Origin of the sequence: Janthinobacterium silvisoli (assembly GCF_014200725.1) — a bacterium.
In the GTDB taxonomy this organism is placed as follows: Bacteria; Pseudomonadota; Gammaproteobacteria; order Burkholderiales; family Burkholderiaceae_D; genus Janthinobacterium.
In genome coordinates this window covers 272218-294924 of the sequence record NZ_JACHCL010000001.1, presented here as the reverse complement: position 1 = coordinate 294924, position 22707 = coordinate 272218, and the positions used below count along the sequence as shown (strand labels likewise).

The following is a 22707-nucleotide window of genomic DNA, read 5'->3' as shown; positions in this document are numbered from 1 at the left end:
CTGAACGAGAAAAGAAAAACATCATATGCAACGCCCTATCTGAATAGTGCTGAAAAGAAACCAACTGAAACCAACTGTATATCAATTCGTCTACTTCCCGCGATTCGTTAGGAATGAGCGGAGAAATTCTTGCTGCACCCGGCCGCGCTTTGCGCCATCATGGCAGGCAAACACACCTGACAAGGACCGTCACGATGAACGCCATGGCCAGTATGTCTACCAATCGCTGGCAAGACGCCAGCGCCGGCCTGTCGATTGCCGGTTTGCTGCTACCCGAAGCGGTGGCCTATGCCAGCATTGCCAATCTGTCGCCGCAAGCCGGCATCCTGGCGCTGTTCGTCGGCCTGCTAGTGTATGGCTTGCTGGGCACCAGCCGCTTTGCCATCGTCTCTGCCACCTCGTCTTCGGCCGCAGTGCTGGCCGCTGCCATGGCTTCCTTATCGGGCGGCACGGCGGGCCACAAGCTGATGCTGATGGCGGGGCTGGTGATGCTGACCGGCGCGTTCTTTTTGCTGGCCTGGCTGGCCAGGCTGGGCAGCATCACGGAATTCATCGCCAAGCCCGTGCTGCGCGGTTTTTCCTTCGGCCTGGCCATCGTCATCATCGTCAAGCAATTGCCCAGCGTGCTAGGCGTGCAGCCGGCGCACAGCGATCTGCTGCATCTGCTGCCCGATTTGCTGGCTAGTGCAGGGCAGTGGAACTGGACCGGGGCGGCCGTGTGTGCGCTGGCGCTGCTGTTGCTGTTTGTGTTCAGGCGCTGGCAGCGCTGGCCTGCCGGCCTGATCGTTATCGCGCTGGGCATCGCTGCCGGGCGCTGGCTGGATTTATCCAGCCACGGCGTGTCCCTGGTGGGGCACATCGATTTGACGCTGGCCATGCCGGTGTTTCCCCAACTGACGCAGGCCGAATGGACGCGTTTGGCCGAGCTGGCGTTTGCGCTGGCCCTGATTTTATATGCGGAATCGTATGGCTCCATCCGCAATTTCGCCCTGAAACATGGCGATACGGTCGCCGCCGAGCGCGACTTGCTGGCGCTGGGTCTGGCGAACGTGGTGGCCGGGCTGTTCCAGGCCATGCCGGTGGGCGCCGGTTATTCGGCCACCTCTGCCAACGACGCCGCTGGCGCCACGTCGCGCCTGGCCGGGCTGGTGGCGGCGGTCGTGGTTGGCCTGATCGTGCTGACCATGCTGCCCCTGGTAGCGCTGGTACCCGTACCGGTATTGGCTGCCGTGGTGATCCACGCCGTCAGCCATACCTTGAATCCGGTAGCCTTAAAACCGTATTTCAGCTGGCGCCGCGACCGGCTACTGGTGCTGGTGGCGATTGCCGGCGTGCTGCTGTTTGGCGTGCTCGATGGCTTGCTGGTGGCGATTGCCATCAGCCTGGCGCTGATGCTGCGCCGGCTGTCGCAACCGGGCTTGTCGGTGCTGGGCCGGCTGGGTGACAGCCACGATTATGTAAAGCTGGCACAACATCCCACGGCCAGGGCAGCGGCGGACATGCTGATCTTGCGGGTCGATGAGCCGCTGTTCTTTGTTAATGCCGAGCGCAGCCTGCACCTGGCGCGCACCATGCTGGAAGACAGCCAGGTCCGCAAGCTCATCCTGAGCCTGGAAGAGTCGCCCGACCTCGATGGCAGCAGCGTGGAAGCGCTGCGCGACTTTGCCCTGTTTGTCCATCAACGCGGCTTGCGGCTGGCGCTGGCGCGGCTGAAGGAACCCGTGTTCGATCTTTTGCAGTCTGCCATGCAGGATTTGCTGGCCGAGAGCCCCCAGGCGCTGGTCTTGAGCGAGCTGAGCGTAGCCGAAGCGGTGCGTTTGCTCGCTTCCGTTGATTCCACATTGCATGAAAATTGAGCGCGATTATGCTACGCTGGCAGGCAACTGAAGCCGTCGAGGAGCTGGCATGACAAGCGCAAAACCGCAGTTGGTGAAGGCAAGGCTGAACAAGCTGCTGCCCACGCAGATTACCGTCGGCATGGCCGAAGTCGCGCTCAAGCGCCAGCGCTGGGCCAGCCTGGGCAGGAAGGCGCGCATAACGGCGCTGTCCGATCACTGGTTTCCCAGCATTATCGGTCCGGAAGGACGCCATTACATCGTCGACCATCACCATTTCGGCCTGGCGCTGCACCAGGAAGGCGTGAAAAGCGTGCGGCTGATGATATTGAAGGATTTGTCCTGGCTGGAACCGCTGCATTTCTGGCATGTGATGGACCACCACCAGTGGGTGCATCCCTACGACAGCGAAGGCTTGCGCCGCGATTTTTCCGCCGTGCCCCACCATTTGAGCGGCTTGCAGGACGATCCCTACCGCAGCCTGGCCGGCGAATTGCGCAGCGCCGGGGGGTATGCCAAGGACGTGACGCCATTCAGCGAATTCCTGTGGGCCGATTTTTTCCGCAGCCGCATCGCGCCGGCCATCCTGCAGAAAAATTTCAGCAAGGCGCTGGATCAGGCGATGAAACTGGCGAGCACACAGCAGGCGCGCTACTTGCCAGGCTGGACTGGCGTGGTGCCGCCAGGCTGAGCTTGCTCGGCTATAATCGCGGCACCCTGGCAAGCTTGCCAGCGGTGTTACGGGACCGACCATGCATAAACTGATTTCTGAATTACACCGCCTGTATCTGTTCGATGAGCAGCGCTATCTGGAAGCCGATGGCAGCAGCCATGCGCTGACGCCGGCCGTGCTGGCGCGCCATCTGTCGGGCGAACACACGGTGGCCGTCAAGCTGGTCAGCGATAGCGGCCTGGTCCGCGCGCTGGTGATGGAATTTGGCGGTAAGGGTGGCGGCGAAGCACATTGGGCCGCGTTGTGCACGATTGCCAATGCGCTGCAGCACGAACTGGACTTGCCGGCGCCGGCCGTCAGCATCTCGGGCACGGCGTTTCAATTATGGCTGTCGCTGGCCACTCCCGTGGCGCTGGTACAGGCACAGCAGTTTGTGCAATTGCTGCGCTCGACTTTTTTGCCAGCTTCGACCGATGTTCTCGCCGTGGCGCCACCTGCCTACCTGGAACAGGCGCAATTGCCGCCGTGCCTGCAGCCATCGGGCAAGTGGGCCGCCTTTATCCACCCTGGCATGGGCGCTGCGTTTGCCGACGAGCCCGGCCTGGACATGCCGCCCACGCCGGCCGCGCAACTGGGTTTCCTGGAAAGTCTGCGCAGCATTGCGCCCGCGCAGTTTGTCCAGGCGCTGGCCAAATTGAACCAGCATGCGGGTTTGGCGCCTGAGCCGGTCGTGTCTCCCCGTGTAGCCGCAGCAGCCCCCCTCGCATCGCCAGGCTTGCTGCTGCAGGACGCCACCCTGGAAGATATCGTGCGCTGGCTGCATGCGCGCCATATTGAACCGACTTTCCGGCACAAGTTGCCATAATCAGACGCTTGCGTGCACAGGTGCCGGGGCATTGTTACAGCCGGTTCATGGTCCACATCACGCTGGCGATTTTCCATTGCTCATCGCCCACCTTCATCATTTGCCAGGTTTCAATCCCGTAGTTCTGCGTTTTTCCTTCCCGCACGAATTCATAGTCGAACATCACCCACGCCACGTTGCCGTCCTGGGTGATCTTCACGTTGTAGAATTTTTCCTCGATCGCTACCTTGGACGTGCCGACCAGGCGCGCGAAATCGCCGTACCCTCCAGCGCGCAGGCCGTCGAACGTGACGTCATGCTTGTCGCGCACGTAGGCGATATCGTCAGGACTCATGGGTGAGTCGAACAGGATGTTCGAATTGAGCACCAGTGTCGATAGCAGTTTGCGGTCCCGGGTCTTGATCGCGGTCTGGAAGTCTTCAATCACCTTGTTGATCGCCCGTGTATCCTGCGGCGTCGAGACATACTTGCCGATATAAGCTGGCACATTGTCGGCCGCGCCCGCGGTACCGCCGCCCAATAACAGGGATGTGCACAGGAAAGCCGAGGACATAAAACGCATGGGTAACCTTTAAGAGAATGTGAAAACATTATCTTGGAATTGATTGCTAGAATGCAAGATAAATTGCGTCAATTAGCATAGCACCGTGCATGCCGGAACGCGTTCCGGACGAGATTGGCATGTGCCCCGCATGATGCCCCGTGCCGTCATGCAAAAATATGCGCTTGGTACTTTAGTTCGGCACCGAATGCGCATAACTAATGATGCGTGACACGCGCCATTGCTGGCCATCCTGCTGCCAGATATGGACGAACTTGGCCACCGTGGTCAGTTTTTCCGGCTTGCCCGGTAAGGTGCGGTAGAAGTTGTGAGTGCCTATTTCCACCGCACCGTAATTACCTATCGGGTAGACCTCCAGGCTGGACTGGACCAATTCCCGCCGCAGTACTCCATTGCTTACCTGTTCGGCGCAGCTTGTTTTCAAGCCTTCCGCCTGGGACTGGGCCGATAACATGCGGCCACTTTCGTCATGGTAAAACTCGACATCGGGCGTCAGCAGTGCTGTAAAACGCCCTACGTCACAGGTGTTGAACGCGCTGAACAAGGCTGTGTCCATCTGTTCAATTTGCTGCTTTAACTGTTCTGGCGCCTGGGAGAATGTTTGCTGGTGCACTTTGGCCGTTGTGCATGCAGCCAGGGCTGCGACCGATAGTACAAGCAGGCAGTTGCGGGCAGAGACCAATTTCCACATAAATCTATCCTTCAGGGCAGGTTGGGAATGCTGAGCTGAAGGATTGTATGAAATAAGCAATTAGATCCTATGGGGAATGCGACAGACGACAGGAATCAAGGGCTGAGTTGCCTGGCCATCCGATGAAAGCCAGGCTGAGGCAAGAATCAGCCTGCTATTTCCCTGACCAGGGTTGCAACAAGCTGCGCTGTTGGCATGTCACGGATCAAGGGCGCCCCTTGGCCAGCCCACTGGCCGGCAAATTCGCTGTTGCCCAGCTTGCTTGCAGCCGCATTCAATTGCTTGGCCGCATCGTAGGCGACCGGATAGGCGGCTGGCGGTGGGCTGCCTGCTGCTTCGGCATATTCGATAAAACGATTGACCATGCCACGCGCCAGCCGGCCCGAGAAGGTGCTGGTCAGGCGCGTGGCCGCTGCCCGTTCGCTTTGCAGATTGCTGCGGTAGCTGGCATTGGCCGCCGATTCTGGGCACAGGATGAATGCCGTGCCCAGCTGTGCTGCTACAGCGCCCGCAGCCAGCGCGGCGCGGATGCCTTGCCCATCCATGATGCCGCCGGCCGCGATGATGGGCAATTTGCTGCGGCTGGCCAGCAGCCTTAGCAGTACCAGGGTGCTGTGCCGCTCGTCGATGGCTTCCGGATCGAAACTGCCGCGATGGCCGCCCGCTTCCACCCCTTGCGCCACGATGGCGTCGACACCCGCCTGCTCGATCAGCGCCGCTTCGTGCAGGTTGGTGGCGGTGGCCATGGTGTAGATGCCGGCCTGGCGCAGGGCGGCGATATGTTCGCTTGGTGGCAAGCCGAAATGGAAGCTGACGACGGCCGGGCGCTGCTCCAGCAGCAATGCCAACACTTCTTCATCGCTGAGGAAGGTTTGATAGATTTCATTGAGGCTAGAGGGCAGGGCTGCCTTCACCTCGGCAAACAAGGGCGCCAGATGGGCTAGCCAGGCCGCTTCGCGAGGAGTATCTCGTTGTGCCGGCGCATGGCAAAACACGTTCACGTTGAAAGGTTTGTTAGTCAGCGTGCGCGTCTCTTCTATCATCTGGCGCGCCTGCGCAACCGTGCTGGCGCCTATGCCCAGGGACCCCAGGCCCCCCGCGTTCGAAACAGCGGCAGCCAGCTGCGGCGTGGACACGCCAGCCATCGGCGCCTGGATAATGGGAAACTGGATCGAGAGCCGGTCAAGAAAGTGCTGAGAGGTGTTCATGGTATTTCCTCGTTGAGAATGATGGCTGGAAATTATTCGCAATATTCGAATATAATAGCACAATCATTTTTAAACGGAGAATGCGATGGACCTGGAATCCTTGAGGATATTTTGCTCGGTCGCCAGTGAGCTCAGCATCACCCATGCGGCCACCAGGCTGGGCCGCGCGGCGTCCAGTGTCACCACGCGCATCCAGCAACTGGAAGCCGATATCGGTGCCGAGCTCTTCGTCAGGACCAACAAGCGCATGGCCCTGTCGGCGGCTGGCGAGCGCTTTCTCGATTATGCCAAGCGCCTGCTGGCGCTGGAAGAAGAAGCGCGGCATGTCGTCACGGGCGGGCGCGACGGTGGCACCTTGCGTGTCGGCAGCATGGAAAGTACGGCCGCCAGCCGCTTGCCTGCATTGTTGGCGGCCTATCACGCCTACCATCCAGCCACGCGCCTGGAACTGAGCACGGCGCCGTCGCGCCCCTTGCTGGAACAAGTACGTACGGGCCTGCTCGATTGCGCCTTTTTGGCATTGCCGCCATCGTTTGAATCACCCGGTGCCTTGGAAGAGCTGGGTTTGGCGAGCAAGACCGTGTGGCGTGAAGAGCTGCGCTTGCTATTGCCCGCCAGCGAAGCGGATGCACACAGTGCTGCACAGGTGCGCACGCGCTCGCTGGCGGCCTTCCCGCAAGGTTGTACCTATCGCAGCATCGCGGAAAAGCAGCTGGAAATTGCCGGCACCACAGACTGGCAAGTGCATGAGATGAGTTCGTATCACATCATGATCGCTTGCGTGGCCGCCGGCGCCTGCGTGACCGTGTTGCCCGACAGCGTGCTCAAGCTGTCCAATGCGCCTGCATCGCTGAAGAGTTTGCCGGCAGGGCAGGCCGATACCTTACTGGTCTGGCGCGCGGGATTCGACGTGCCCGCTTTCCAACATTTGCTGCAGGAAATCAATGAGGTGGCGCTGTGAGCGCGCTTGCCGGGCATAGGCCCGCACACTGGGCCAGCCTGCGTTCGGCCATCGAGGCGGCCATGATCCTGGCGATCGGCATGGGTTTTGGCCGCTTTGCCTTTACGGCGATCTATCCGCATATGGTCGATGAAGGTGTGCTGAGCTTGCATGATGGCAGCTTGGCCGCTTCGGCCAACTATGCGGGCTATTTGCTGGGCGCCATCCTCTCCATGCGTGCGCATGCCCGCGGCGCGCACAAGCTATGTGTCTGGTCGGTCATCGGGACGGTAGCCTGCCTGGGGTTACTGGCCTTGCCGATGCCGGTCTGGCTGATCGTGACGGTGCGTGGCCTGGCGGGTCTCTTCAGCGCCTTGTCCATGGTGTCCGCCTCCTTGTGGCTGCTGGAACACCGCAAGCATGGCAGCGGCGCGCCGCTGCTGTACGCGGGCGTGGGCATCGGCATCGCCCTGTCGGCCGAATTGCTGGTGCTGGCCACCCACCTGGGTTTGCACAGCACCGGCATGTGGCTGATGCTGTGTGGCGTCACCCTGGTGCTGGGTTTGCTGGCCGCGCCCGGCATCGTCGCCAGCGGCGAGGGCACGCTCGATGCATTGCTCAAGCCCGTATCAATCAGCCAGGCACCGGTGGCGGCCTGGCCGCTGGTACTGATCTATGGCCTGGCCGGGCTCGGCTACATCGTTACCGCGACGTATTTGCCGGTGCTGGTCAAGCTGGCTTTGCCCGATCTGAATTCCGCCCACGTGTGGGCCGTGTTTGGCCTGAGCGCCGCCCCTTCCTGTTTCCTGTGGTACCGCGCCCATGAGCGCTACGGCACGCGCAAGGTGCTGCGGCTCAACCTGTTGCTGCAAGCCATAGGCGTGGCGCTGCCGGCGCTGGTTCCGTCCGCCACTAGTTATATCCTCAGCGCCTTATTGGTTGGCGGCACTTTTATGGGCACGGCAACCATCGCCATGCCTGCCGCGCAGCGGGCCGCCCGCGCTATGGCCAGCAAAATAGGCAGCAAACTCGTGGCCATCATGACCCTGGTGTATGGCGTCGGCCAAGTCACCGGACCTGTGCTGGCCGAAGCGCTGTATAAGCAGCATCACAATTTCAGCAGTTCCTTGCTGGCGGCCGCTTGCGCGCTGCTGCTGGCCATCCTTGTCAGCCTGCGCCTGTAATCCAACCCTCTCTATTAAAAGGACAATCTGTATGCCATTACTGAAATTCGACCTGATCCAGGGCCGCAGCGACACCGAGCTGCGCACCTTGCTGGACGCCGCCCACGCCGCGATGGTCCAGGCTTTCGACGTGCCCGCCAGCGACCGTTATCAATCCGTCACGCAACATAAGCCGGGCGAACTGATACTGGAAGATACGGGACTCGGTTATACGCGAACCGCAGCCGTCGTCTTGCTGACGGTGGTTTCGCGGCCCAGGCCGCAGGCGCAAAAAGTGGCTTTCTACGATTTGCTGGCGCAGAAGTTACAAGAAGCTTGCGGCTTGTCTCCCGATGACCTGATCGTCTCGCTGGTCGAAAACACAGATGCCGATTGGTCATTCGGGCGGGGAAGGGCGCAGTTTTTGACGCAGGAGTTGTAATACCTTGATTGCACTTGTCACAGGCTAGATTAAAGTAAGGCTAAGGTTTTGATGTAAATAAGGTACGCCCCCTGGACTTGGATAGCGCCATCGTCGGCTTTTCCACGAAAACATGAATCATCACTGCAATAAGGTAGGATGAAATTGTGGCAGTCGTGATGGCCAAATAAACCCCGGCTCCTTTGTCTACCAATACATACATTATTGTATAGCCAAACAGGGCATGCACCACATAAAGTGGATAGCTGATATCCGAAAAATGTGAAAGAATGGAATTTGTACGAATTTTCTTTCTCAAGTCAAAACCTATGTGGAAAATAGAGATTGCCACCAGGTAGCCTGCCATCCACTGTATGGTATAGCTTGCGCGCTTTGTCACTGCCAGCCAAAGAATCATGATTGATATGAAAATCAATAATTCAATGAGTATCAGATTTTTCCTCGATATTTTGCCACTCAAGAAAGAATAGTATGCTATTCCCAACAATAATAGCAGTCCCGATCCAATTTGCACACCAATAAGATATTCCGGGCCACGTAAATAGTAGGCGCAAATACAGGCAATCAGGAGTGTGGTTGCAAAAAAACCTTTGACGTTGAAATTTAATATGACTGATCCTGCAATAGCCATGATGATGTAGAAATATATTTCGACTTCAAGCGTCCAGCTGATGCCATCGATGCGGACAACATCCATTGGGGCGCGTGTGATGACGCCAAAATGTGCAAGAATATCGCCAATTGAATATTTAAATGAAGATCCTGTGTAGTACGATAAAATGAAAATCGCCATCACCGCCAGTGAGAATCCAACAATATATACGGGATATATCCGTATGGCGCGGCGAAAAAGAAATTCACCTGTGCCGGTATTTTTTAGGGAAAATGGAATGACAAAACCACTTAAAATGAAAAAAGCTCCTACACCGAACTGTCCAAAAAAAATACAGTAGTCTGCAATCACATTCAGAGGAAACGTCAAATGTGGGAAATTTGAAATGACCGGCGCACCCATCAGGTTGGAAATGTCTGGATGCATGATCCAGAAAATGCCGACATAATGAGAAATAAGCACGAAAATTGAGCCTATACCTCTAAGGAGATGGGCAAATACCATTCTTTCCGACATCAATACTTACTCCTGCTAAAATTCATTCTGAAAATCAAAAAAATGATTTTCAAAAAATTTATATTTGAAATTGCATAAATATTCATTCTGGCCGCAATGAAAATGCAAAAATGATAATTTATGAATGTTGCTGAGCGGTCAGAATAAATTAAGTGACGCATTCTATCATCGGCTATACGGCAACAGTCAGTTGAATTTTCTGACGAAAAAAGTGGCAGAGATTGATGAAGCAAGTGGATTGATGCGGCTTCGTAAAGACGTACAAGCGCTCATATCCAGAACTGGTCCGGCGCAAGTTGTTGCTTTACCTTTAGCCGTCCGGCTAAGTAATCCTCGGGAAATTATTGTCAATTTATGGCGAACAGAAGTGGATGCGATGCAAAGCGTTCGTTGCGACGCGGTGCTGGCACTGCAGCAGCGCGCAAGCCTCGCCGGCCGCCTTGCAGTGCGCCACTTGTGGAAGCCAGAAATAACAATAATTTATTGGGGATTACTTGGTACCCATCGTGCTGATAGTGGCCGTACAAAGGCTGCATACTGCTCAGACGATAGCCATCACCCCAGCGATTTGATATAGCGTGGATCGACTTGCGCGCAATACCGGGCGCAGGCCTGGCGGGCCGCGTTCGCTGCCGCGTGCACCAGCATTTCGGCATTCGAGTGCCAGCACATCGAGATGATGATCGATGGCGGTTCCGGCTGCACTGGCAGCTTGACGAACTCGCCGCTGTCGAGGTGGTTGGCCACGAACAGGCTGGGTATCGCCGCCACCCCATAACCGTCTTTCACCAGCTGCACGATGGCCGCCACCGAAGGCGAGCAAGTGATGCGCGTCTGGTCCAGCGGCACCATGGCCAGGTTGGCCATCTTGCCGAGAATTTCTTCCAACGCCCTCTGCGGCGCCGTGCCGCGCCCGAAAGTCAGGATGGGCAGCTGTAGCAAGCGCTGATGCAAGCCTTCCTTGCGCGGATCGACCAGGCCGCTGCGGGCAATCCAGTGCAGCGGGTAGGCAGCCAGCGCCTGCGAGACGATTTCCTTGCTTTCCACGCCCTCGACCTGTATCACCAGGTCCAGCTCGCGGGCGCGCAGGCGGCGCTCCAGCAGATTGCTCATGTCTACCGTGAGATCGATTTCCAGCTCCGGATACAACACATTGAGCTCGCGGATGTATTGCGCCAGCCAGCTGTGCACCACCGATTCGATCACGCCCAGCCTCAGCCGGCCGCGCACCGCACTATCTTTGTGCGCCGCCGCCTGCAACCGGCGCGTGGCGTCGACCACGGCTTTCGCATGACCCAGCAGGTACTCGGCGTTGGCCGTCAGGCGAAATTCCTTGCCTTGCCGGTCAATCAATTCTGTCTGTAATTCCTCCTCTAACGTCTTGATACGCAAGGAAATTGCGGCCGGCGTGGCGTGCAAGGCGCGTGCCGTGGCACGAAAGCTGCGTAGCTGGGCGAGCACGACAAAGGTTTCAAGGAATCGGGTATTCATGCAACAAGAATACCTTAACCCTTCGCACCAGGATAGCGCAGACCGATAAGAAAAACTAAACGGCAACGACAAAAATAACTAGATAGTCGGTAGGGTTATTCAAGTTTATTCTTAACTCATACATTTTTTTCATGATGAATTTAGCGAAGTTGAGTGAAATAGCCATGACACCAAATGAACTAAGGCAACAAGTACGCAGCGGCGCCTTTCGCCTGCCGACCGCCGGTTACTGCGGCCCCTATGCCCAGGCCAACCTGGTCATCCTGCCCCAGGCACAAGCCCATGATTTTTTACTGTTTTGCCAGCGCAACCAGCGCGCCTGTCCATTGCTGGCAGTCGGTGAACCGGGACAGTGGCAGCTGGACAGCCTGGGCGCCGGCCTCGATATCCGCAGTGACGTGCCCGGCTACAACATCTATCGCCATGGTGAACTGGCGGAACAAGTCCACGCGCTGCACGATCTGTGGCGCGACGATTTTGTCGTATTCGCCATCGGCTGTTCTTTCTCGTTCGAGCAAATGCTGATGGATGCGGGCATCCGTCTGCGCCATGTGGATCAGCAGCGCAACGTGGCCATGTACCGCACGAATATCAGCAACCACGCGGCCGGCCCGTTTGGCGGTGAAATGGTGGTGTCGATGCGGCCGATGAAGGCGGCTGACGCCATCCGCGCCGTGCAAATCACCAGCCGTTATCCGGCTATTCATGGCGCGCCCGTGCATCTGGGCGATCCGCGCCTGATCGGTGTCAACAACATTCTGCAGCCCGACTATGGCGATGCCGTCGAGATCATGGACGATGAAATCCCTGTGTTCTGGGCCTGCGGCGTGACACCGCAGGAAGCCATACGCCACGCCCGTTTGCCTTTGGTGATCACCCATCAGCCGGGCTACATGCTGGTCACAGATGTACTCAATTCTTCCTTGGCAGCTTTTTAATTTTAAAAAAAACGCGCAACGCTGAATAAACAACACGGCGCTACGCCTGCAAAAAAACGGAGAGCACGATGAACACGCAAGTACTGAGCAAGAAAGACGGCGATGGTCACTTTTCCTGGTACCACGCGCTGACTGGCAAGGAGCGCCGCACCTTCTGGAGCTGCAAGGCCGGCTATGGGCTGGACGCGATGGACACGCAATTTCTCAGCTTTGTCATCCCGACCCTGATCGCCACCTGGGGCCTGTCGAAAAGCGACGCGGGCCTGATCGGCACCGTCACCTTGCTCACGTCCGCGATTGGCGGCTGGCTGGCCGGCATCCTGTCTGACCGCATCGGCAGGGTCAAGGCGCTGCAGATCACCATCTTGTGGTTTGCCTTCTTCACGGTGCTGTGCGGGCTGGCGCAAAACTATACGCAGCTGCTGTGGGCGCGCGGCCTGATGGGTTTCGGCATGGGCGGCGAGTGGACTGCCGGCGCCATCCTGATGGGCGAAGTGATACGCGCCAAGGACCGTGGCAAGGCGGTCGGCATGGTGCAGTCCGGGTGGGCGCTGGGCTGGGGGGTGTCGGCACTGCTGTATGCGCTGATGTTTTCCCTGCTGCCGCCTGAGTGGGCATGGCGCGCGCTGTTCTTGCTGGGGGTGTTGCCGGCGCTGTTCGTGATTTTTATCCGCCGCTTTGTCGATGAGCCGGAAGTGTTCATGGCGCTGCAAAAGAAAACCGCGCAGGCTGAAGACCAGGCTTCGTTCTGGCAGATATTCTCGCCCAAGATGATCAGCGTGACCCTGCGCGCCGTGCTGCTGACCACCGGCGCCCAGGGTGGCTACTACGCCATTACCACCTGGCTGCCGACCTATCTGAAAACTGAACGCCATCTGACGGTGCTGGGCACCGGCGGCTATCTGGCGATGGTGATCGCCGGCTCCTATGTGGGCTACATCATCAGTGCCTTCCTCACTGACTACCTGGGCCGCAAGAAGAATTTCATCCTGTTTGGCTTTGGCTCCATGTGCGTGGCGCTGGCTTATACCCGCTTGCCGGTGACAGATGGCGTGATGCTGTTCCTTGGTTTTCCACTCGGCTTTTGCGTCTCCGGCGTATTCAGCGGCATGGGCGCCTTCCTCACCGAGCTGTTCCCGACCGCCATCCGCGGTTCGGGCCAGGGCTTCAGCTACAACATGGGCCGCGCCGTCGGCGCGCTGTTTCCGCTGCTGATAGGCATGAGCAGCCAGACCATGGCGCTGGGCGCATCGATCGGCATTTTCGCCGGCGTGGCCTACGGCGTGATGATACTGGCCGCACTGACCTTGCCGGAAACGGCCGGCAAACAACTTGAATCCTGACGTCAGACTTAAATTCGGAACTAAAGGTTTTATCATGAAAAACGACATCCCCGTTCAACAACTGCGCTGGCAATTCTGGGTCGACCGTGGCGGCACGTTTACCGACATCGTGGCGCGCCGCCCCGACGGCAAGCTGGTGACGCACAAGCTGCTGTCCGAATGCCCCGAGCGCTATGACGACGCCGTCACCCAGGGCATGCGCGAGATGCTGGGACTAAAAACCGGCGAGGCGCTGCCGTTTGATCAGATCGAAGTGATCAAGATGGGCACCACCGTGGCCACCAACGCGCTGCTGGAGCGCAAGGGCGCGCGCACCGCGCTGGCCATCACGCGCGGTTTTGCCGACCAGCTGCGCATAGGCTACCAGGACCGGCCCGATATCTTCGCCATGCAGATCGTTTTGCCCGACTTGATCTACGAAGAAGTGATCGAGATCGATGAGCGCATCGGTGCACATGGCGACGTGTTGCAGGCGCCGGACGAAGCGCTGCTGCGTGCCCAGTTCGCGTCCTTGCGTGAGCGTGGTTTTGACGCGATTGCCATCGTACTGATGCACGCCTACCGCTACCCGCAGCATGAACAGCGTTTGCAGGCGCTGGCGATGGCCGCCGGTTTTACGCAAATCTCGGTGAGCCACCAGGTCAGCCCGCTGATGAAGATCGTCGGCCGCGGCGACACCACGGTGGTCGATGCCTATCTGTCGCCGGTGCTGCGCGATTATGTGTCACGCGTGTCGGCCGATACGGGCGACACGCGCCTGATGTTCATGCAATCGAATGGCGGCTTGACAGATGCCGGCCGCTTCCAGGGCAAGGATGCGATTTTGTCCGGTCCGGCCGGTGGCATCGTCGGCGCCGTCAAGAGCTGCGAGGCGATCGGATTGAAGCAGGTGATCGGCTTCGACATGGGCGGCACTTCGACCGACGTGGCCCACTACGACGGCGCCTATGAGCGCGTGTTTGAAACCGTGGTGGCCGGCGTGCGGGTACGCGCACCGATGATGCACATCCACACGGTGGCGGCGGGCGGCGGCTCGATCTGCAGTTTTGAACATGGCCGCTTCAAGGTCGGTCCCGAATCGGCGGGCGCCAACCCTGGTCCTGCCAGCTATCGCAAGGGCGGCCCGCTGACAGTCACCGACTGCAACGTGATGTTGGGCCGTATCCAGCCCGAACACTTCCCGCACGTCTTTGGCCCGAACGGCGACCAGCCCCTGGACCGCGAGGTGGTGGTGCAGCACTTCAGCGCGCTGGCAGCGAAAATCGAAGCCGAAACCGGCACGCGCTTGTCGCCGTCGGCGGTGGCCGATGGTTTCCTCGCCGTGGCGGTCGACAATATGGCGCAGGCCATCAAGTCGATTTCGGTGGAGCGCGGTTATGACGTCAGCCGCTATGCCATGTGCTGTTTTGGTGGCGCCGGCGGCCAGCATGCCTGCCGCGTGGCCGATGTGCTGGGCATGAGCAAGATCGCCATCCACCCTTACGCGGGCGTGCTGTCCGCCTTCGGCATGGGCCTGGCCGATATCCGCGCCATGCGCGAAGGCGCGGTGGAGCAGCTGCTGAACGCTGCTACCCTGGACAGGCTGCAGCCGCAGATGGCAGCGCTGGAACAGCAGGCGGTAGCTGAATTGCTGGCCCAGCAGGTAGTCCGCAGCGATATACGCGTCGAACTGTGCGCGCGCCTGAAATACCAGGACAGCGATTCTGCCTTCGTGGTGGCGCTGGGTAGCGAGGTCGCCATGAGCGAGGCTTTCGCCACCTTGTACCGCAGCCGCTTCGGCTTCGTGATGGAAGGCCAGCCGCTGGTGATCGAGTCGGTATCGGCGGAAGCCATCGGCGCTGGCGATGGCGCCGATTTCGAGATTTCCGTGCCGGCCGGTGGCGCCCAGGTGGCCGATGCCAAAGTCGACAGCTATGTCGATGGCCAGACCGTGCCGATTGCGCTGCATGTGCGCTCCGAATTGCCGGTGGGCGCTTGCGTGCCCGGTCCGGCGCTGATACGCGAGTCTATCGCCACCACCGTGGTCGATGCCGGCTGGAGTGCGTCCGTGCTGCCGGATCATAGCTTGCTGCTGGAACGTGTAGTGGCGGCAGGCAGTGTGCACAAGATGACGACGCAAGTCCACCCGATACACCTGGAGATTTTTAATAATCTGTTCATGGCGATTGCGCGCCAGATGGGCACAACGCTGGAAAACACCGCCTATTCAGTCAATATGAAAGAGCGGCTGGACTTTTCCTGCGCCGTGTTCGACCGCAGCGGCAACCTGATTGCCAACGCGCCGCATATCCCCGTGCATCTGGGTTCGATGAGCGACAGCGTGCAGTGCGTGATACGCCAGCATGGGGGCAGCATGGCGCGCGGCGACGCTTATGTATTGAACGTGCCCTACAACGGCGGCACCCATTTGCCCGATATTACCGTGGTGTGCCCGGTCTACGGCAGCGTGGACCAGCCCCTGTTCTACGTGGCGGCGCGTGGCCACCATGGCGACGTGGGCGGCATCACGCCAGGCTCCATGCCGCCCAACAGTACCAGCATCCTGGAAGAGGGCGTGCTGCTCGATAACGTCAAGCTGGTCGACCGCGGCGTGTTCCTGGAAGCGCAGATGCGCACCCTGTTTGCCGCCGGCCCCTGGCCCAGCCGTAATATCGACCAGAACATCGCCGACCTGATCGCCCAGCTGGGCGCTTGCGAGACGGGCGCCAACGAATTGCTGAAAGCAGCTAGCACTTACGGCGAAGAGGTGGTGCTGGCCTATATGCAGCATGTGCAGGATAATGCCGAACAGGCCGTACGCAAGGCGATCCGCAAGTTGCAGGACGCCAGTTTCGCCTACGAGATGGATGATGGCGCCATGCTGTGCGTGAAGCTGTCCATCGACCGCGAGAGCGGCGGCGCGGTGGTGGACTTCAGCGGCACCAGTGTACAGCGGCCGACTAACTTCAATGCGCCGCTGTCGGTCTGCAAGGCGGCGGTGCTGTATGTGTTCCGCACCCTGATCGACAGCGACATTCCCATGAACGAGGGCGTGCTCAAGCCGCTCACCCTGATCGTGCCGGAAGGCTCCATGCTCAATCCCCGTTATCCGGCGGCGGTGGTGGCCGGTAATGTGGAAGTGTCGCAGTACGTCACCGATGCGCTGTATGGCGCGCTGGGCGTGATGGCCGCCTCGCAGGGCACCATGAACAATTTCACGTTCGGCAACGATGAACATCAATACTACGAAACCATCGCCGGCGGCTCGGGGGCCGGTCCCGGTTTTGACGGCACGGCGGCCGTGCAAACCCATATGACCAACTCGCGCATGACCGACCCGGAAGTGCTGGAGTGGCGCTTCCCGGTGCTGGTGGAGACGCATGCTATCCGTCGCGGCAGCGGCGGCAGCGGCGCGCATCGTGGTGGCGACGGCGCGCTGCGCCGCATCCGCTTCCTGGCAGCGATGACGGCCAACATCCTGGCTGGCCACCGCCGCATCGCGCCGTTTGGCGTGCAAGGCGCGCAGCCGGGCGCGCTGGGCCGCAACTGGGTCGAACGTCGCGACGGCACGGTCGAGCATTTCGGCGCCACCCACACCACCGACATGCAGGCTGGCGATGTGTTTGCGATAGAAACCCCTGGCGGCGGAGGTTTTGGTACCTGATGTAAGCGATGCACTACCGGGTGCGATAGCTGGGCTCCTGCCGCACCCGTCTTTTCGAGCCTGTTCAACTGGGGATAAAAAATGAAAAAAACAATGCTGGCGCTCGTACTGGGCGCGACGGCAGGGACGGCTGCTGCACAATCGAACGTGACGGTGTATGGCATCTTCGATATGGCTTTTGTACGTGAGAGCGGCGGCATCGCCACCACCAACAAGCTGACCAGTGGCGTGGAATCCGGTTCGCGCCTGGGTTTCAAGGGCAGCGAAGACCTGGGTGGCGGCACGTCGGCCATCTTCCTGCTGGAAAACGGCTTCCAGGGCGACACCGGTACGACCGGGCAGGGCGGCTTGCTGTTCGGCCGTCAGGCCTATGTGGGCTTGCAAAGCAATAGCGGCACCTTGCTGCTGGGGCGCCAGTACACGCCGCAATACCTGGCCGTGGCCGCCATCGATCCTTTCGGCTCGGGCACGGCGGGCGATACCAAGAACTTGATGGCGACCACCGGCAATAGCGCCAGCCGCATGGATAACACCGTCAAATACATTTCGCCAGTGGTCAACGGCTTCAGCGGAGAAGTGGTGTATGGCGCCGGTGAAGTGGCGGGCAACAACAGCGCCGGCCGCCAGCTGGGTGGCATGCTGACCTATGTGACGGGCGACCTGACCGTGCGCCTGGCCAGCCACTACCGCAACAACGACACGGCCACCGTGCAGACCAGCAGCGCGCGCAATTCCGTGCTGACGGCCCTGTATGACTTCGGCTCGTTCAAGGCGCATTTCGCGTATGGCGTGGACAAGGGCGTCAACAGCGCGCTGCCGCGCAATCTGGCCAACCCATTCGGCTACGCCGTGGCGCCCACGCCATCGACCGACAGCAATGTGGTGCTGCTGGGCTTGACGGTGCCGCAGGGTCCTGGCGTCTGGCTGGCGTCTTACATCCGCAAGAACGACAAGACCAGCTACAACCAGGACGCCCAGCAGTTTGCGGCCGGCTACCGCTATTACCTGTCCAAGCGCACCGACCTGTACGCCGTCTACGCCTATATCCGCAACCAGAACGGCGCCGGCTACACGGTCGGCAGCTCGATCGAGGGCGGCACGGGCAACCGGGCGCTTAATCTGGGGATACGGCATATATTCTAGGAGTGGAGTGCGGCTGCAGTGCAGTCGCACTTGATCACGTTGCTTGTCATGGTTGAATCGACGCCATGGTGACATTTGGTGAGCTTTACAGCGCAGCTTTGCTTTCATAATGCCTTTCCATTTTAGAAAGGTTGTTATGAGTGATTTCTTGCCGACTGAATGCGATATTGTGATGGAAGGTGGTGTCACATCCGGCGTGGTTTATCCCACTTTCGTTGCCGGTTTGTCGCGTCGCTTCAGGCTGCGTTCTATCGGCGGCACCAGTGTCGGGGCGGTGGCCGCGATTGCGGCGGCGGCAGCGCAGTTCAGGCGCAACAAGGCGGCGAGCACGGATGGATTCGACAAGATGGCCAGGATTCCAGAGCAGTTGCAGGAAGCAGTAGCTGGCAAGAGCCGCCTTTTCTCACTGTTTCAAGCGTGTCCAGATCTGGACCGTCACTTTAGCGTGATTGCTGCATCGCTCAATCGCGCCAACAAGTTCAAGGCCTTTGTCTGTGTCGTTATGACATTGATCACGCGCTTTCCGCTTGGAGCACTGCTGGGCGCCCTGGCATGGGGCGCCTGCTTTTACACGAGTCATGCACTTATCAACGGCAGCACGGCGATGTCGCCTTCCTTGATGGCGCTACTCTGGTTCGGTCTCAGTGCGCTCGGCTGTATTGTGGGCGGCGCCCTGGTCCAGATGGTCATGACTGCGTGGACGGGGCTGCGCAAGAACCGTTGTGGTATTTGCTCGGGCATGCGTCAAACCAGTGCCAGCCCGCCGGGATTGACAGAGTGGTTGCATGAACTGGTGCAAAACATTGCCGGTTTGCCGCTGGATACGCCGCTGACATTCGGCTTGCTCAATACGTCCGAACCACCGATAGAACTGGCTTTGATGACGACAGGATTGTCTGAATTACGCGCGCACCGGCTACCGCACACCAGTCGTGACCTGGTATTTCGGGCCTCTGAATTGCGCCAGTTGTTCCCCGCTGAGGTGGTCGAGTCGATGATACGGTGTTCCGATGCATTGCCCTGCAGTGAGCGTACCCGCAAATTGTTTCAGGCTGCAGATGCGGGGCGGGAGCGTGATCATTATTTATTGCCATTGGCCCAGGACCTGCCGGTACTGGTGGCTGCACGCATGAGTTTGAGTTTCCCCGTGCTGTTGCAGGCGGTGCCGCTGTTGCGCATCCGCGAGGCAGGTGTGGGGGCGAACGGGAGTGCGATGCGGCGTATCTGGTTTGCAGACGGCGGCTTGACCAGTAATTTTCCGATTCATTTTTTCGATACCCTGCTGCCGACCAGGCCAACCTTCGGGGTGACACTGAGCGATGACTTTGATCCTGCCGGGAAAATGGAGGAGAGAGTTGTTTTGCCCGTCACCAATAACCAGGGTGTTGCGCCTGCTTACCTGGAAGTCGAAGACCCGCACGGCTTGCCATCGCCGCTGCGGCTGGCCCAGGCAATCTTCCTGACCATACGCACCTGGCGTGATCAGGCATTGAAGCGCACGCCTGGCTACCGTGATCGCGTGGTCCAGATTCACCATACAAAAAAAGAAGGTGGCTTGAATCTGGATATGCCCAGCGAATCGATAGCCTTGATGAGTGAAAGCGGCGCCATGGCTGCAGAGCGCATTATTGAGCGGTTTTTATGTGTCGATTCCCAAAAGAATGGCTGGCTGAATCATCGCTGGGTGCGTATGCGCAGCGCGGCCGGGGTCTTGCAGCAAGCATTCAAGCCGGTGCATGGCGCAATGACACAGCCAGCATTGTCGCCGTCCTATCAAGACTTGTGGCTGGCCGAAGGCAAGGCAGCGCAAGCCGCATACATGCTGGACAAGAGCGAGCGCGAGCAGGGACGTTTGCTGTGGGAACAGATCAGCGCAATGGGGCCGCACCTTCATGGCGTCAATCTGTCCGCCAGCGCTCCACGTCCTGAACCGTCACTGGTGATCTCGCCCAAACAAAGTTGAAATGGCTAGCGCATTCAGCGCGCCATCCAGCGCGCCACCGATTGCGCCACCCAATCTCCCTGATCCAGCGGCAAGTCGTGGCCCGCCTCGCGGTGGATCAGGCAATCGGCTTGCCAGGCCCGTGCCAGTTGTTGCGAGCAGCGGTGGTCGACTAATCTGTCTTGCGCGCCGGCCATGATAAGAACGGGCATGGCCGGGCGGCTGGTTGGTGCGCGGTAGCGTGCGGCAGATAGCAGTTGTCGCAAGGCATTGCGTTGGCTGACCGGGTATTGCTGCTGGAAACTGCGCCAGTCGGCCAGCAGGGGTGCGTTGCCGGCAGCGTAGCGGAGGCTGGTCAGGCGCAATATCAAGGCTTCCTGGCTGGATTTGCTGCCGAACAGCAATTGGCGCAGCAGGGCCGGGTAGTTTTGCCAGCGCAGCCTTTGATAAAACGGATTGTAGGGGCGCATGCTGGTGTTGATCAGCATGCATCGTTCGACTTCCTGCGGATAGCGGCTGGCCCATTCTACGGCCACCATGCCGCCCAGGGACAAGGCCAGCACATGGTAGGGCGGCTTGAGTTTCTGCGCTTGCAGATCTTGCCGCAGGAATTCGACCATTTCCAACACATTGGTGGCGCTGTCCATACCATGACGCTGGCCATTGCCGGGCAGGTCCGGCGTGATGATGGTGGAGTGCGGCAAGGCGTGCGCCAGTTGCGCGGGAAAGATGCCCCAGTGGCGCCGTTCACGCATCAGGCCACGCAGCAGGATCCAGGTCGCCATCATTCGTACCACTGGGCCAGGGCGCGCCGGCGCTGGGCTTTGCGGGCCAGGCCTTCCGGCATCCAGCGGCCATGGCTGTTGGCGGCGCGCATCAGGAAATCGAACCACACCAGATGGCGCCGCAGCACGCGCTGCAAGCGGTGGGTGGCCGTGGGGTTGAAGATGGCCACGCGGTTAAACAGCTGGCGCGGGTTTTTCTTGACCCACAGCCAGGAACCCATTTCCAGGGTCAGCGGCAGGAATACGCGCTCGCTGTGGCTGGTGCCGTTCAGGTAGAGATAATCCCACAAGTCGCCATGCGTGCGGTATTGCCGGCTTTGCGGCTCGAACACATAGTTATGGTTGGGATAGCTTTCACTGAACAGTTCCTCCAGCGCGCCGATATCGGCCAGGTGGGGTATCGGCGTCTTGGTATGTGCATGCGGAAACCAGATGCGGTCGCGCAAGCCAAAGCCGGAATGGCAATCGAGGGCCATGCTGAACTGGCGCGACAGCAATTCGCGTTCGACCAGTTGACACACGGCCGCGCTTTCCTGTTCCATCACGGCGCCGCCCCGATACCAGGGCAGGCGCGCACTGTAGCGCTGGCCGCCCAGCATGAACGGTACGCGTTCCAGTGCGCTCAAAGGCGCATTACGCATCAGGTCCACGCCTTGCGGATTGCTGCGCGTGGCTTGCCACATGCCACCAGGGTTGACCAGCGGCATGAAGACCAGGCGCATCGATTCGAGCTGCTGGTGCAGGGTACTGTCCCAGCGCAAGCGCGCCAATATGCTTTCCAGGAAGGCCAAAATCACTTGCGTGCCGATCCGTTCCAGGCCGTGGATGCCGCCAAAAAAGCCCAGCGCAGGCACATCGGGACTGGGATTGCCCAGCGCAATGGTATGCACGGGAAACTGGCGGCCATCGATGGCGATGGTGCAGGGCGTGGCCACTTCCAGGTGTTTGCCACCCTCATCGATGAGGCGTTTCAGCATGACCAGCTCGGGCAGGTTCTTTTCGATCATGGAAGGTCGGAAAAGGAGAGGAAAGCTAGTGTAGCCGAATATTAATCCAGATCATGCATTCTTTTAAGCGCGAACCTCGCAGCCTTTTATGGCGCCGCGACACCGGGTACATGCCAGGGCATATGGTTTTCTCGCACGGACTGCTATATTGTTCAGACTTTATTTTAACGATGTGGGGGAATTGCATGAGGCGCAAGCTGTTGCTGGTGTTGGCGTACTTTGCGGTGAATATGGCGCAAGCCTCGCCATTGCCTGATTACCCGTTTATTTTCCAATCGGGCACGGCGAAAATGGAAGTGGCGCCTGATCTGGCCTTGATCGAGATAACCGTTTCCAGCCGCGGTAGCGACGCGGCAAAGGTGCTGGCGGTGGTCAATGCCAGCGTCGCCGGGATATTCCAGTCATTTGACAAGGCCAAACTACGGCAATCGGATATCACCTCATCCCAGATTAGCCGCACGCTGGAGTATGCAGGCAGGGAAAAGCGCGATACAGTCCCTTTGTATATCGTGAGCCGTAATGTGAGCGTGTGGGTCAGGGAGTTGGCGGCATGGGCGCCATTGATGTCGGACCTGGCTGGTATGAAAAATATCACCGAGCTGGAAACGTCGTTTCATAGTAGCGCCCGCAACACGCTGGAAGCCGAGCTGGAATTGAAAGCGGCCGATGATGCAGCAGCCAAGGCATCGCGTATCGCCAAATCATTTGGCAGGAAGATCGCTTCCGTCATGGCCATCTCGGAAGCGCCATTCAATGCACTTGAACGTGCGCTGATGACTTCCAGGGATGGAGAATTTTCTCCACCTCCTTTCATTCCGCCAACCGGGATCTCGTCGGCGATACGGGCACCAGCGAACATCACCTTGCAAAAGAGCTTGAACGTCTTGTTCAAGCTGGAATAACGGTA

General features: G+C 59.3%; 20 protein-coding genes. 13 read left to right on the top strand and 7 right to left on the bottom strand.

What is annotated here, in order from left to right:
- Nucleotides 1-203: 203 nt before the first annotated feature.
- The 3 genes from HDE75_RS01235 to HDE75_RS01225 all read left to right on the top strand — a co-directional run bounded on the left by HDE75_RS01235 (nucleotide 204) and on the right by HDE75_RS01225 (nucleotide 3373).
- Entirely contained in the window at nucleotides 204-1856 is a 1653-nt protein-coding gene (locus HDE75_RS01235) for a SulP family inorganic anion transporter (RefSeq protein WP_260174204.1), read from the top strand.
- A 49-nt stretch (nucleotides 1857-1905) separates the two neighbouring features.
- Nucleotides 1906-2526, top strand: coding sequence for a ParB-like protein (locus tag HDE75_RS01230; protein WP_183679238.1), 621 nt, complete (start codon nucleotides 1906-1908; stop codon nucleotides 2524-2526).
- Between the two features lie 61 nt (nucleotides 2527-2587).
- Nucleotides 2588-3373 carry a hypothetical protein gene (locus HDE75_RS01225; protein WP_183679236.1) on the top strand — a complete coding sequence of 262 codons (786 nt, stop codon included), beginning with the start codon at nucleotides 2588-2590 and terminating at the stop codon, nucleotides 3371-3373.
- A 34-nt stretch (nucleotides 3374-3407) separates the two neighbouring features.
- Here HDE75_RS01225 and HDE75_RS01220 read toward each other — a convergent pair whose 3' ends face one another.
- The 3 genes from HDE75_RS01220 to HDE75_RS01210 all read right to left on the bottom strand — a co-directional run bounded on the left by HDE75_RS01220 (nucleotide 3408) and on the right by HDE75_RS01210 (nucleotide 5834).
- Nucleotides 3408-3935, bottom strand: a complete 528-nt coding sequence (locus HDE75_RS01220; RefSeq protein ID WP_183679234.1) for a nuclear transport factor 2 family protein — start codon at nucleotides 3933-3935, stop codon at nucleotides 3408-3410.
- 172 nt (nucleotides 3936-4107) lie between these two features.
- On the bottom strand, nucleotides 4108-4491 hold the full coding sequence (locus HDE75_RS01215) for a nuclear transport factor 2 family protein (RefSeq protein WP_183679232.1): 384 nt from the start codon (nucleotides 4489-4491) through the stop codon (nucleotides 4108-4110).
- A gap of 281 nt (nucleotides 4492-4772) precedes the next feature.
- Complete coding sequence (locus HDE75_RS01210) at nucleotides 4773-5834, bottom strand: NAD(P)H-dependent flavin oxidoreductase (protein ID WP_183679231.1); 1062 nt, start codon at nucleotides 5832-5834, stop codon at nucleotides 4773-4775.
- A gap of 85 nt (nucleotides 5835-5919) precedes the next feature.
- On the opposite strand from HDE75_RS01210, the gene HDE75_RS01205 reads away from it, so the two are divergent.
- Genes HDE75_RS01205 through HDE75_RS01195 form a run of 3 tightly spaced genes read left to right on the top strand, consistent with a single transcriptional unit; the run spans nucleotide 5920 to nucleotide 8379 of the window.
- Nucleotides 5920-6795, top strand: a complete 876-nt coding sequence (locus HDE75_RS01205; protein ID WP_183679229.1) for a LysR family transcriptional regulator — start codon at nucleotides 5920-5922, stop codon at nucleotides 6793-6795.
- Nucleotides 6792-7958, top strand: a complete 1167-nt coding sequence (locus HDE75_RS01200) for a YbfB/YjiJ family MFS transporter (protein WP_311735142.1) — start codon at nucleotides 6792-6794, stop codon at nucleotides 7956-7958. Before HDE75_RS01205 ends, HDE75_RS01200 begins: the two co-directional genes overlap by 4 nt.
- Before the next feature lie 31 nt (nucleotides 7959-7989).
- A complete protein-coding gene (locus HDE75_RS01195) occupies nucleotides 7990-8379 on the top strand; it encodes a tautomerase family protein (protein ID WP_183679227.1) in 390 nt (129 codons plus the stop codon).
- A 40-nt stretch (nucleotides 8380-8419) separates the two neighbouring features.
- Here HDE75_RS01195 and HDE75_RS01190 read toward each other — a convergent pair whose 3' ends face one another.
- On the bottom strand, nucleotides 8420-9508 hold the full coding sequence (locus HDE75_RS01190) for an acyltransferase family protein (RefSeq protein ID WP_221291728.1): 1089 nt from the start codon (nucleotides 9506-9508) through the stop codon (nucleotides 8420-8422).
- 124 nt (nucleotides 9509-9632) lie between these two features.
- Here HDE75_RS01190 and HDE75_RS01185 point away from each other — a divergent pair, with 124 nt between their 5' ends.
- Nucleotides 9633-10085: a hypothetical protein gene (locus HDE75_RS01185; RefSeq protein WP_183679225.1), complete on the top strand. Its 453-nt coding sequence runs from the start codon at nucleotides 9633-9635 to the stop codon at nucleotides 10083-10085.
- Here the strand turns inward: HDE75_RS01185 and HDE75_RS01180 are convergent.
- A complete protein-coding gene (locus tag HDE75_RS01180; RefSeq protein ID WP_183679223.1) occupies nucleotides 10064-10999 on the bottom strand; it encodes a LysR family transcriptional regulator in 936 nt (311 codons plus the stop codon). The genes HDE75_RS01185 and HDE75_RS01180 overlap by 22 nt on opposite strands.
- Nucleotides 11000-11163: 164 nt before the next feature.
- Here HDE75_RS01180 and HDE75_RS01175 point away from each other — a divergent pair, with 164 nt between their 5' ends.
- The 5 genes from HDE75_RS01175 to HDE75_RS01155 all read left to right on the top strand — a co-directional run bounded on the left by HDE75_RS01175 (nucleotide 11164) and on the right by HDE75_RS01155 (nucleotide 20029).
- The gene (locus tag HDE75_RS01175; RefSeq protein WP_183679222.1) at nucleotides 11164-11937 is read left to right on the top strand and encodes a putative hydro-lyase; all 774 of its coding nucleotides are present in this window, start codon (nucleotides 11164-11166) and stop codon (nucleotides 11935-11937) included.
- Nucleotides 11938-12005: 68 nt separating this feature from the next.
- On the top strand, nucleotides 12006-13280 hold the full coding sequence (locus HDE75_RS01170; RefSeq protein WP_183679220.1) for an MFS transporter: 1275 nt from the start codon (nucleotides 12006-12008) through the stop codon (nucleotides 13278-13280).
- Nucleotides 13281-13314: 34 nt separating this feature from the next.
- The gene (locus HDE75_RS01165; RefSeq protein ID WP_183679218.1) at nucleotides 13315-16923 is read left to right on the top strand and encodes a hydantoinase B/oxoprolinase family protein; all 3609 of its coding nucleotides are present in this window, start codon (nucleotides 13315-13317) and stop codon (nucleotides 16921-16923) included.
- An 81-nt stretch (nucleotides 16924-17004) separates the two neighbouring features.
- Complete coding sequence (locus tag HDE75_RS01160) at nucleotides 17005-18066, top strand: porin (RefSeq protein ID WP_183679216.1); 1062 nt, start codon at nucleotides 17005-17007, stop codon at nucleotides 18064-18066.
- 136 nt (nucleotides 18067-18202) lie between these two features.
- Nucleotides 18203-20029: a patatin-like phospholipase domain-containing protein gene (locus HDE75_RS01155; protein ID WP_183679214.1), complete on the top strand. Its 1827-nt coding sequence runs from the start codon at nucleotides 18203-18205 to the stop codon at nucleotides 20027-20029.
- A 14-nt stretch (nucleotides 20030-20043) separates the two neighbouring features.
- On the opposite strand, the gene HDE75_RS01150 is transcribed toward HDE75_RS01155, so the two are convergent.
- Nucleotides 20044-20793, bottom strand: coding sequence for an alpha/beta fold hydrolase (locus tag HDE75_RS01150; protein ID WP_183679212.1), 750 nt, complete (start codon nucleotides 20791-20793; stop codon nucleotides 20044-20046).
- Entirely contained in the window at nucleotides 20793-21800 is a 1008-nt protein-coding gene (locus HDE75_RS01145; RefSeq protein WP_183679210.1) for a M14 family zinc carboxypeptidase, read from the bottom strand. The genes HDE75_RS01150 and HDE75_RS01145 overlap by 1 nt, the downstream gene beginning before the upstream one ends.
- A gap of 122 nt (nucleotides 21801-21922) precedes the next feature.
- Here HDE75_RS01145 and HDE75_RS01140 point away from each other — a divergent pair, with 122 nt between their 5' ends.
- Nucleotides 21923-22702, top strand: a complete 780-nt coding sequence (locus HDE75_RS01140) for an SIMPL domain-containing protein (RefSeq protein WP_183679208.1) — start codon at nucleotides 21923-21925, stop codon at nucleotides 22700-22702.
- The last annotated feature ends 5 nt before the right edge of the window (nucleotides 22703-22707 follow it).

Excerpts from the sequence above, each read along its gene's own strand:
- HDE75_RS01235 (WP_260174204.1), top strand. The coding sequence starts at position 204 with ATGGCCAGTATGTCTACCAATCGCTGGCAAGACGCCAGCGCCGGCCTG.
- HDE75_RS01230 (WP_183679238.1), top strand. The coding sequence starts at position 1,906 with ATGACAAGCGCAAAACCGCAGTTGGTGAAGGCAAGGCTGAACAAGCTG.
- HDE75_RS01225 (WP_183679236.1), top strand. The coding sequence starts at position 2,588 with ATGCATAAACTGATTTCTGAATTACACCGCCTGTATCTGTTCGATGAG.
- HDE75_RS01220 (WP_183679234.1), bottom strand. The coding sequence starts at position 3,935 with ATGCGTTTTATGTCCTCGGCTTTCCTGTGCACATCCCTGTTATTGGGC.
- HDE75_RS01215 (WP_183679232.1), bottom strand. The coding sequence starts at position 4,491 with ATGGACACAGCCTTGTTCAGCGCGTTCAACACCTGTGACGTAGGGCGT.
- HDE75_RS01210 (WP_183679231.1), bottom strand. The coding sequence starts at position 5,834 with ATGAACACCTCTCAGCACTTTCTTGACCGGCTCTCGATCCAGTTTCCC.
- HDE75_RS01205 (WP_183679229.1), top strand. The coding sequence starts at position 5,920 with ATGGACCTGGAATCCTTGAGGATATTTTGCTCGGTCGCCAGTGAGCTC.
- HDE75_RS01195 (WP_183679227.1), top strand. The coding sequence starts at position 7,990 with ATGCCATTACTGAAATTCGACCTGATCCAGGGCCGCAGCGACACCGAG.
- HDE75_RS01190 (WP_221291728.1), bottom strand. The coding sequence starts at position 9,508 with ATGTCGGAAAGAATGGTATTTGCCCATCTCCTTAGAGGTATAGGCTCA.
- HDE75_RS01185 (WP_183679225.1), top strand. The coding sequence starts at position 9,633 with ATGTTGCTGAGCGGTCAGAATAAATTAAGTGACGCATTCTATCATCGG.
- HDE75_RS01180 (WP_183679223.1), bottom strand. The coding sequence starts at position 10,999 with ATGAATACCCGATTCCTTGAAACCTTTGTCGTGCTCGCCCAGCTACGC.
- HDE75_RS01175 (WP_183679222.1), top strand. The coding sequence starts at position 11,164 with ATGACACCAAATGAACTAAGGCAACAAGTACGCAGCGGCGCCTTTCGC.
- HDE75_RS01170 (WP_183679220.1), top strand. The coding sequence starts at position 12,006 with ATGAACACGCAAGTACTGAGCAAGAAAGACGGCGATGGTCACTTTTCC.
- HDE75_RS01165 (WP_183679218.1), top strand. The coding sequence starts at position 13,315 with ATGAAAAACGACATCCCCGTTCAACAACTGCGCTGGCAATTCTGGGTC.
- HDE75_RS01160 (WP_183679216.1), top strand. The coding sequence starts at position 17,005 with ATGAAAAAAACAATGCTGGCGCTCGTACTGGGCGCGACGGCAGGGACG.
- HDE75_RS01155 (WP_183679214.1), top strand. The coding sequence starts at position 18,203 with ATGAGTGATTTCTTGCCGACTGAATGCGATATTGTGATGGAAGGTGGT.
- HDE75_RS01150 (WP_183679212.1), bottom strand. The coding sequence starts at position 20,793 with ATGGCGACCTGGATCCTGCTGCGTGGCCTGATGCGTGAACGGCGCCAC.
- HDE75_RS01145 (WP_183679210.1), bottom strand. The coding sequence starts at position 21,800 with ATGATCGAAAAGAACCTGCCCGAGCTGGTCATGCTGAAACGCCTCATC.
- HDE75_RS01140 (WP_183679208.1), top strand. The coding sequence starts at position 21,923 with ATGGTTTTCTCGCACGGACTGCTATATTGTTCAGACTTTATTTTAACG.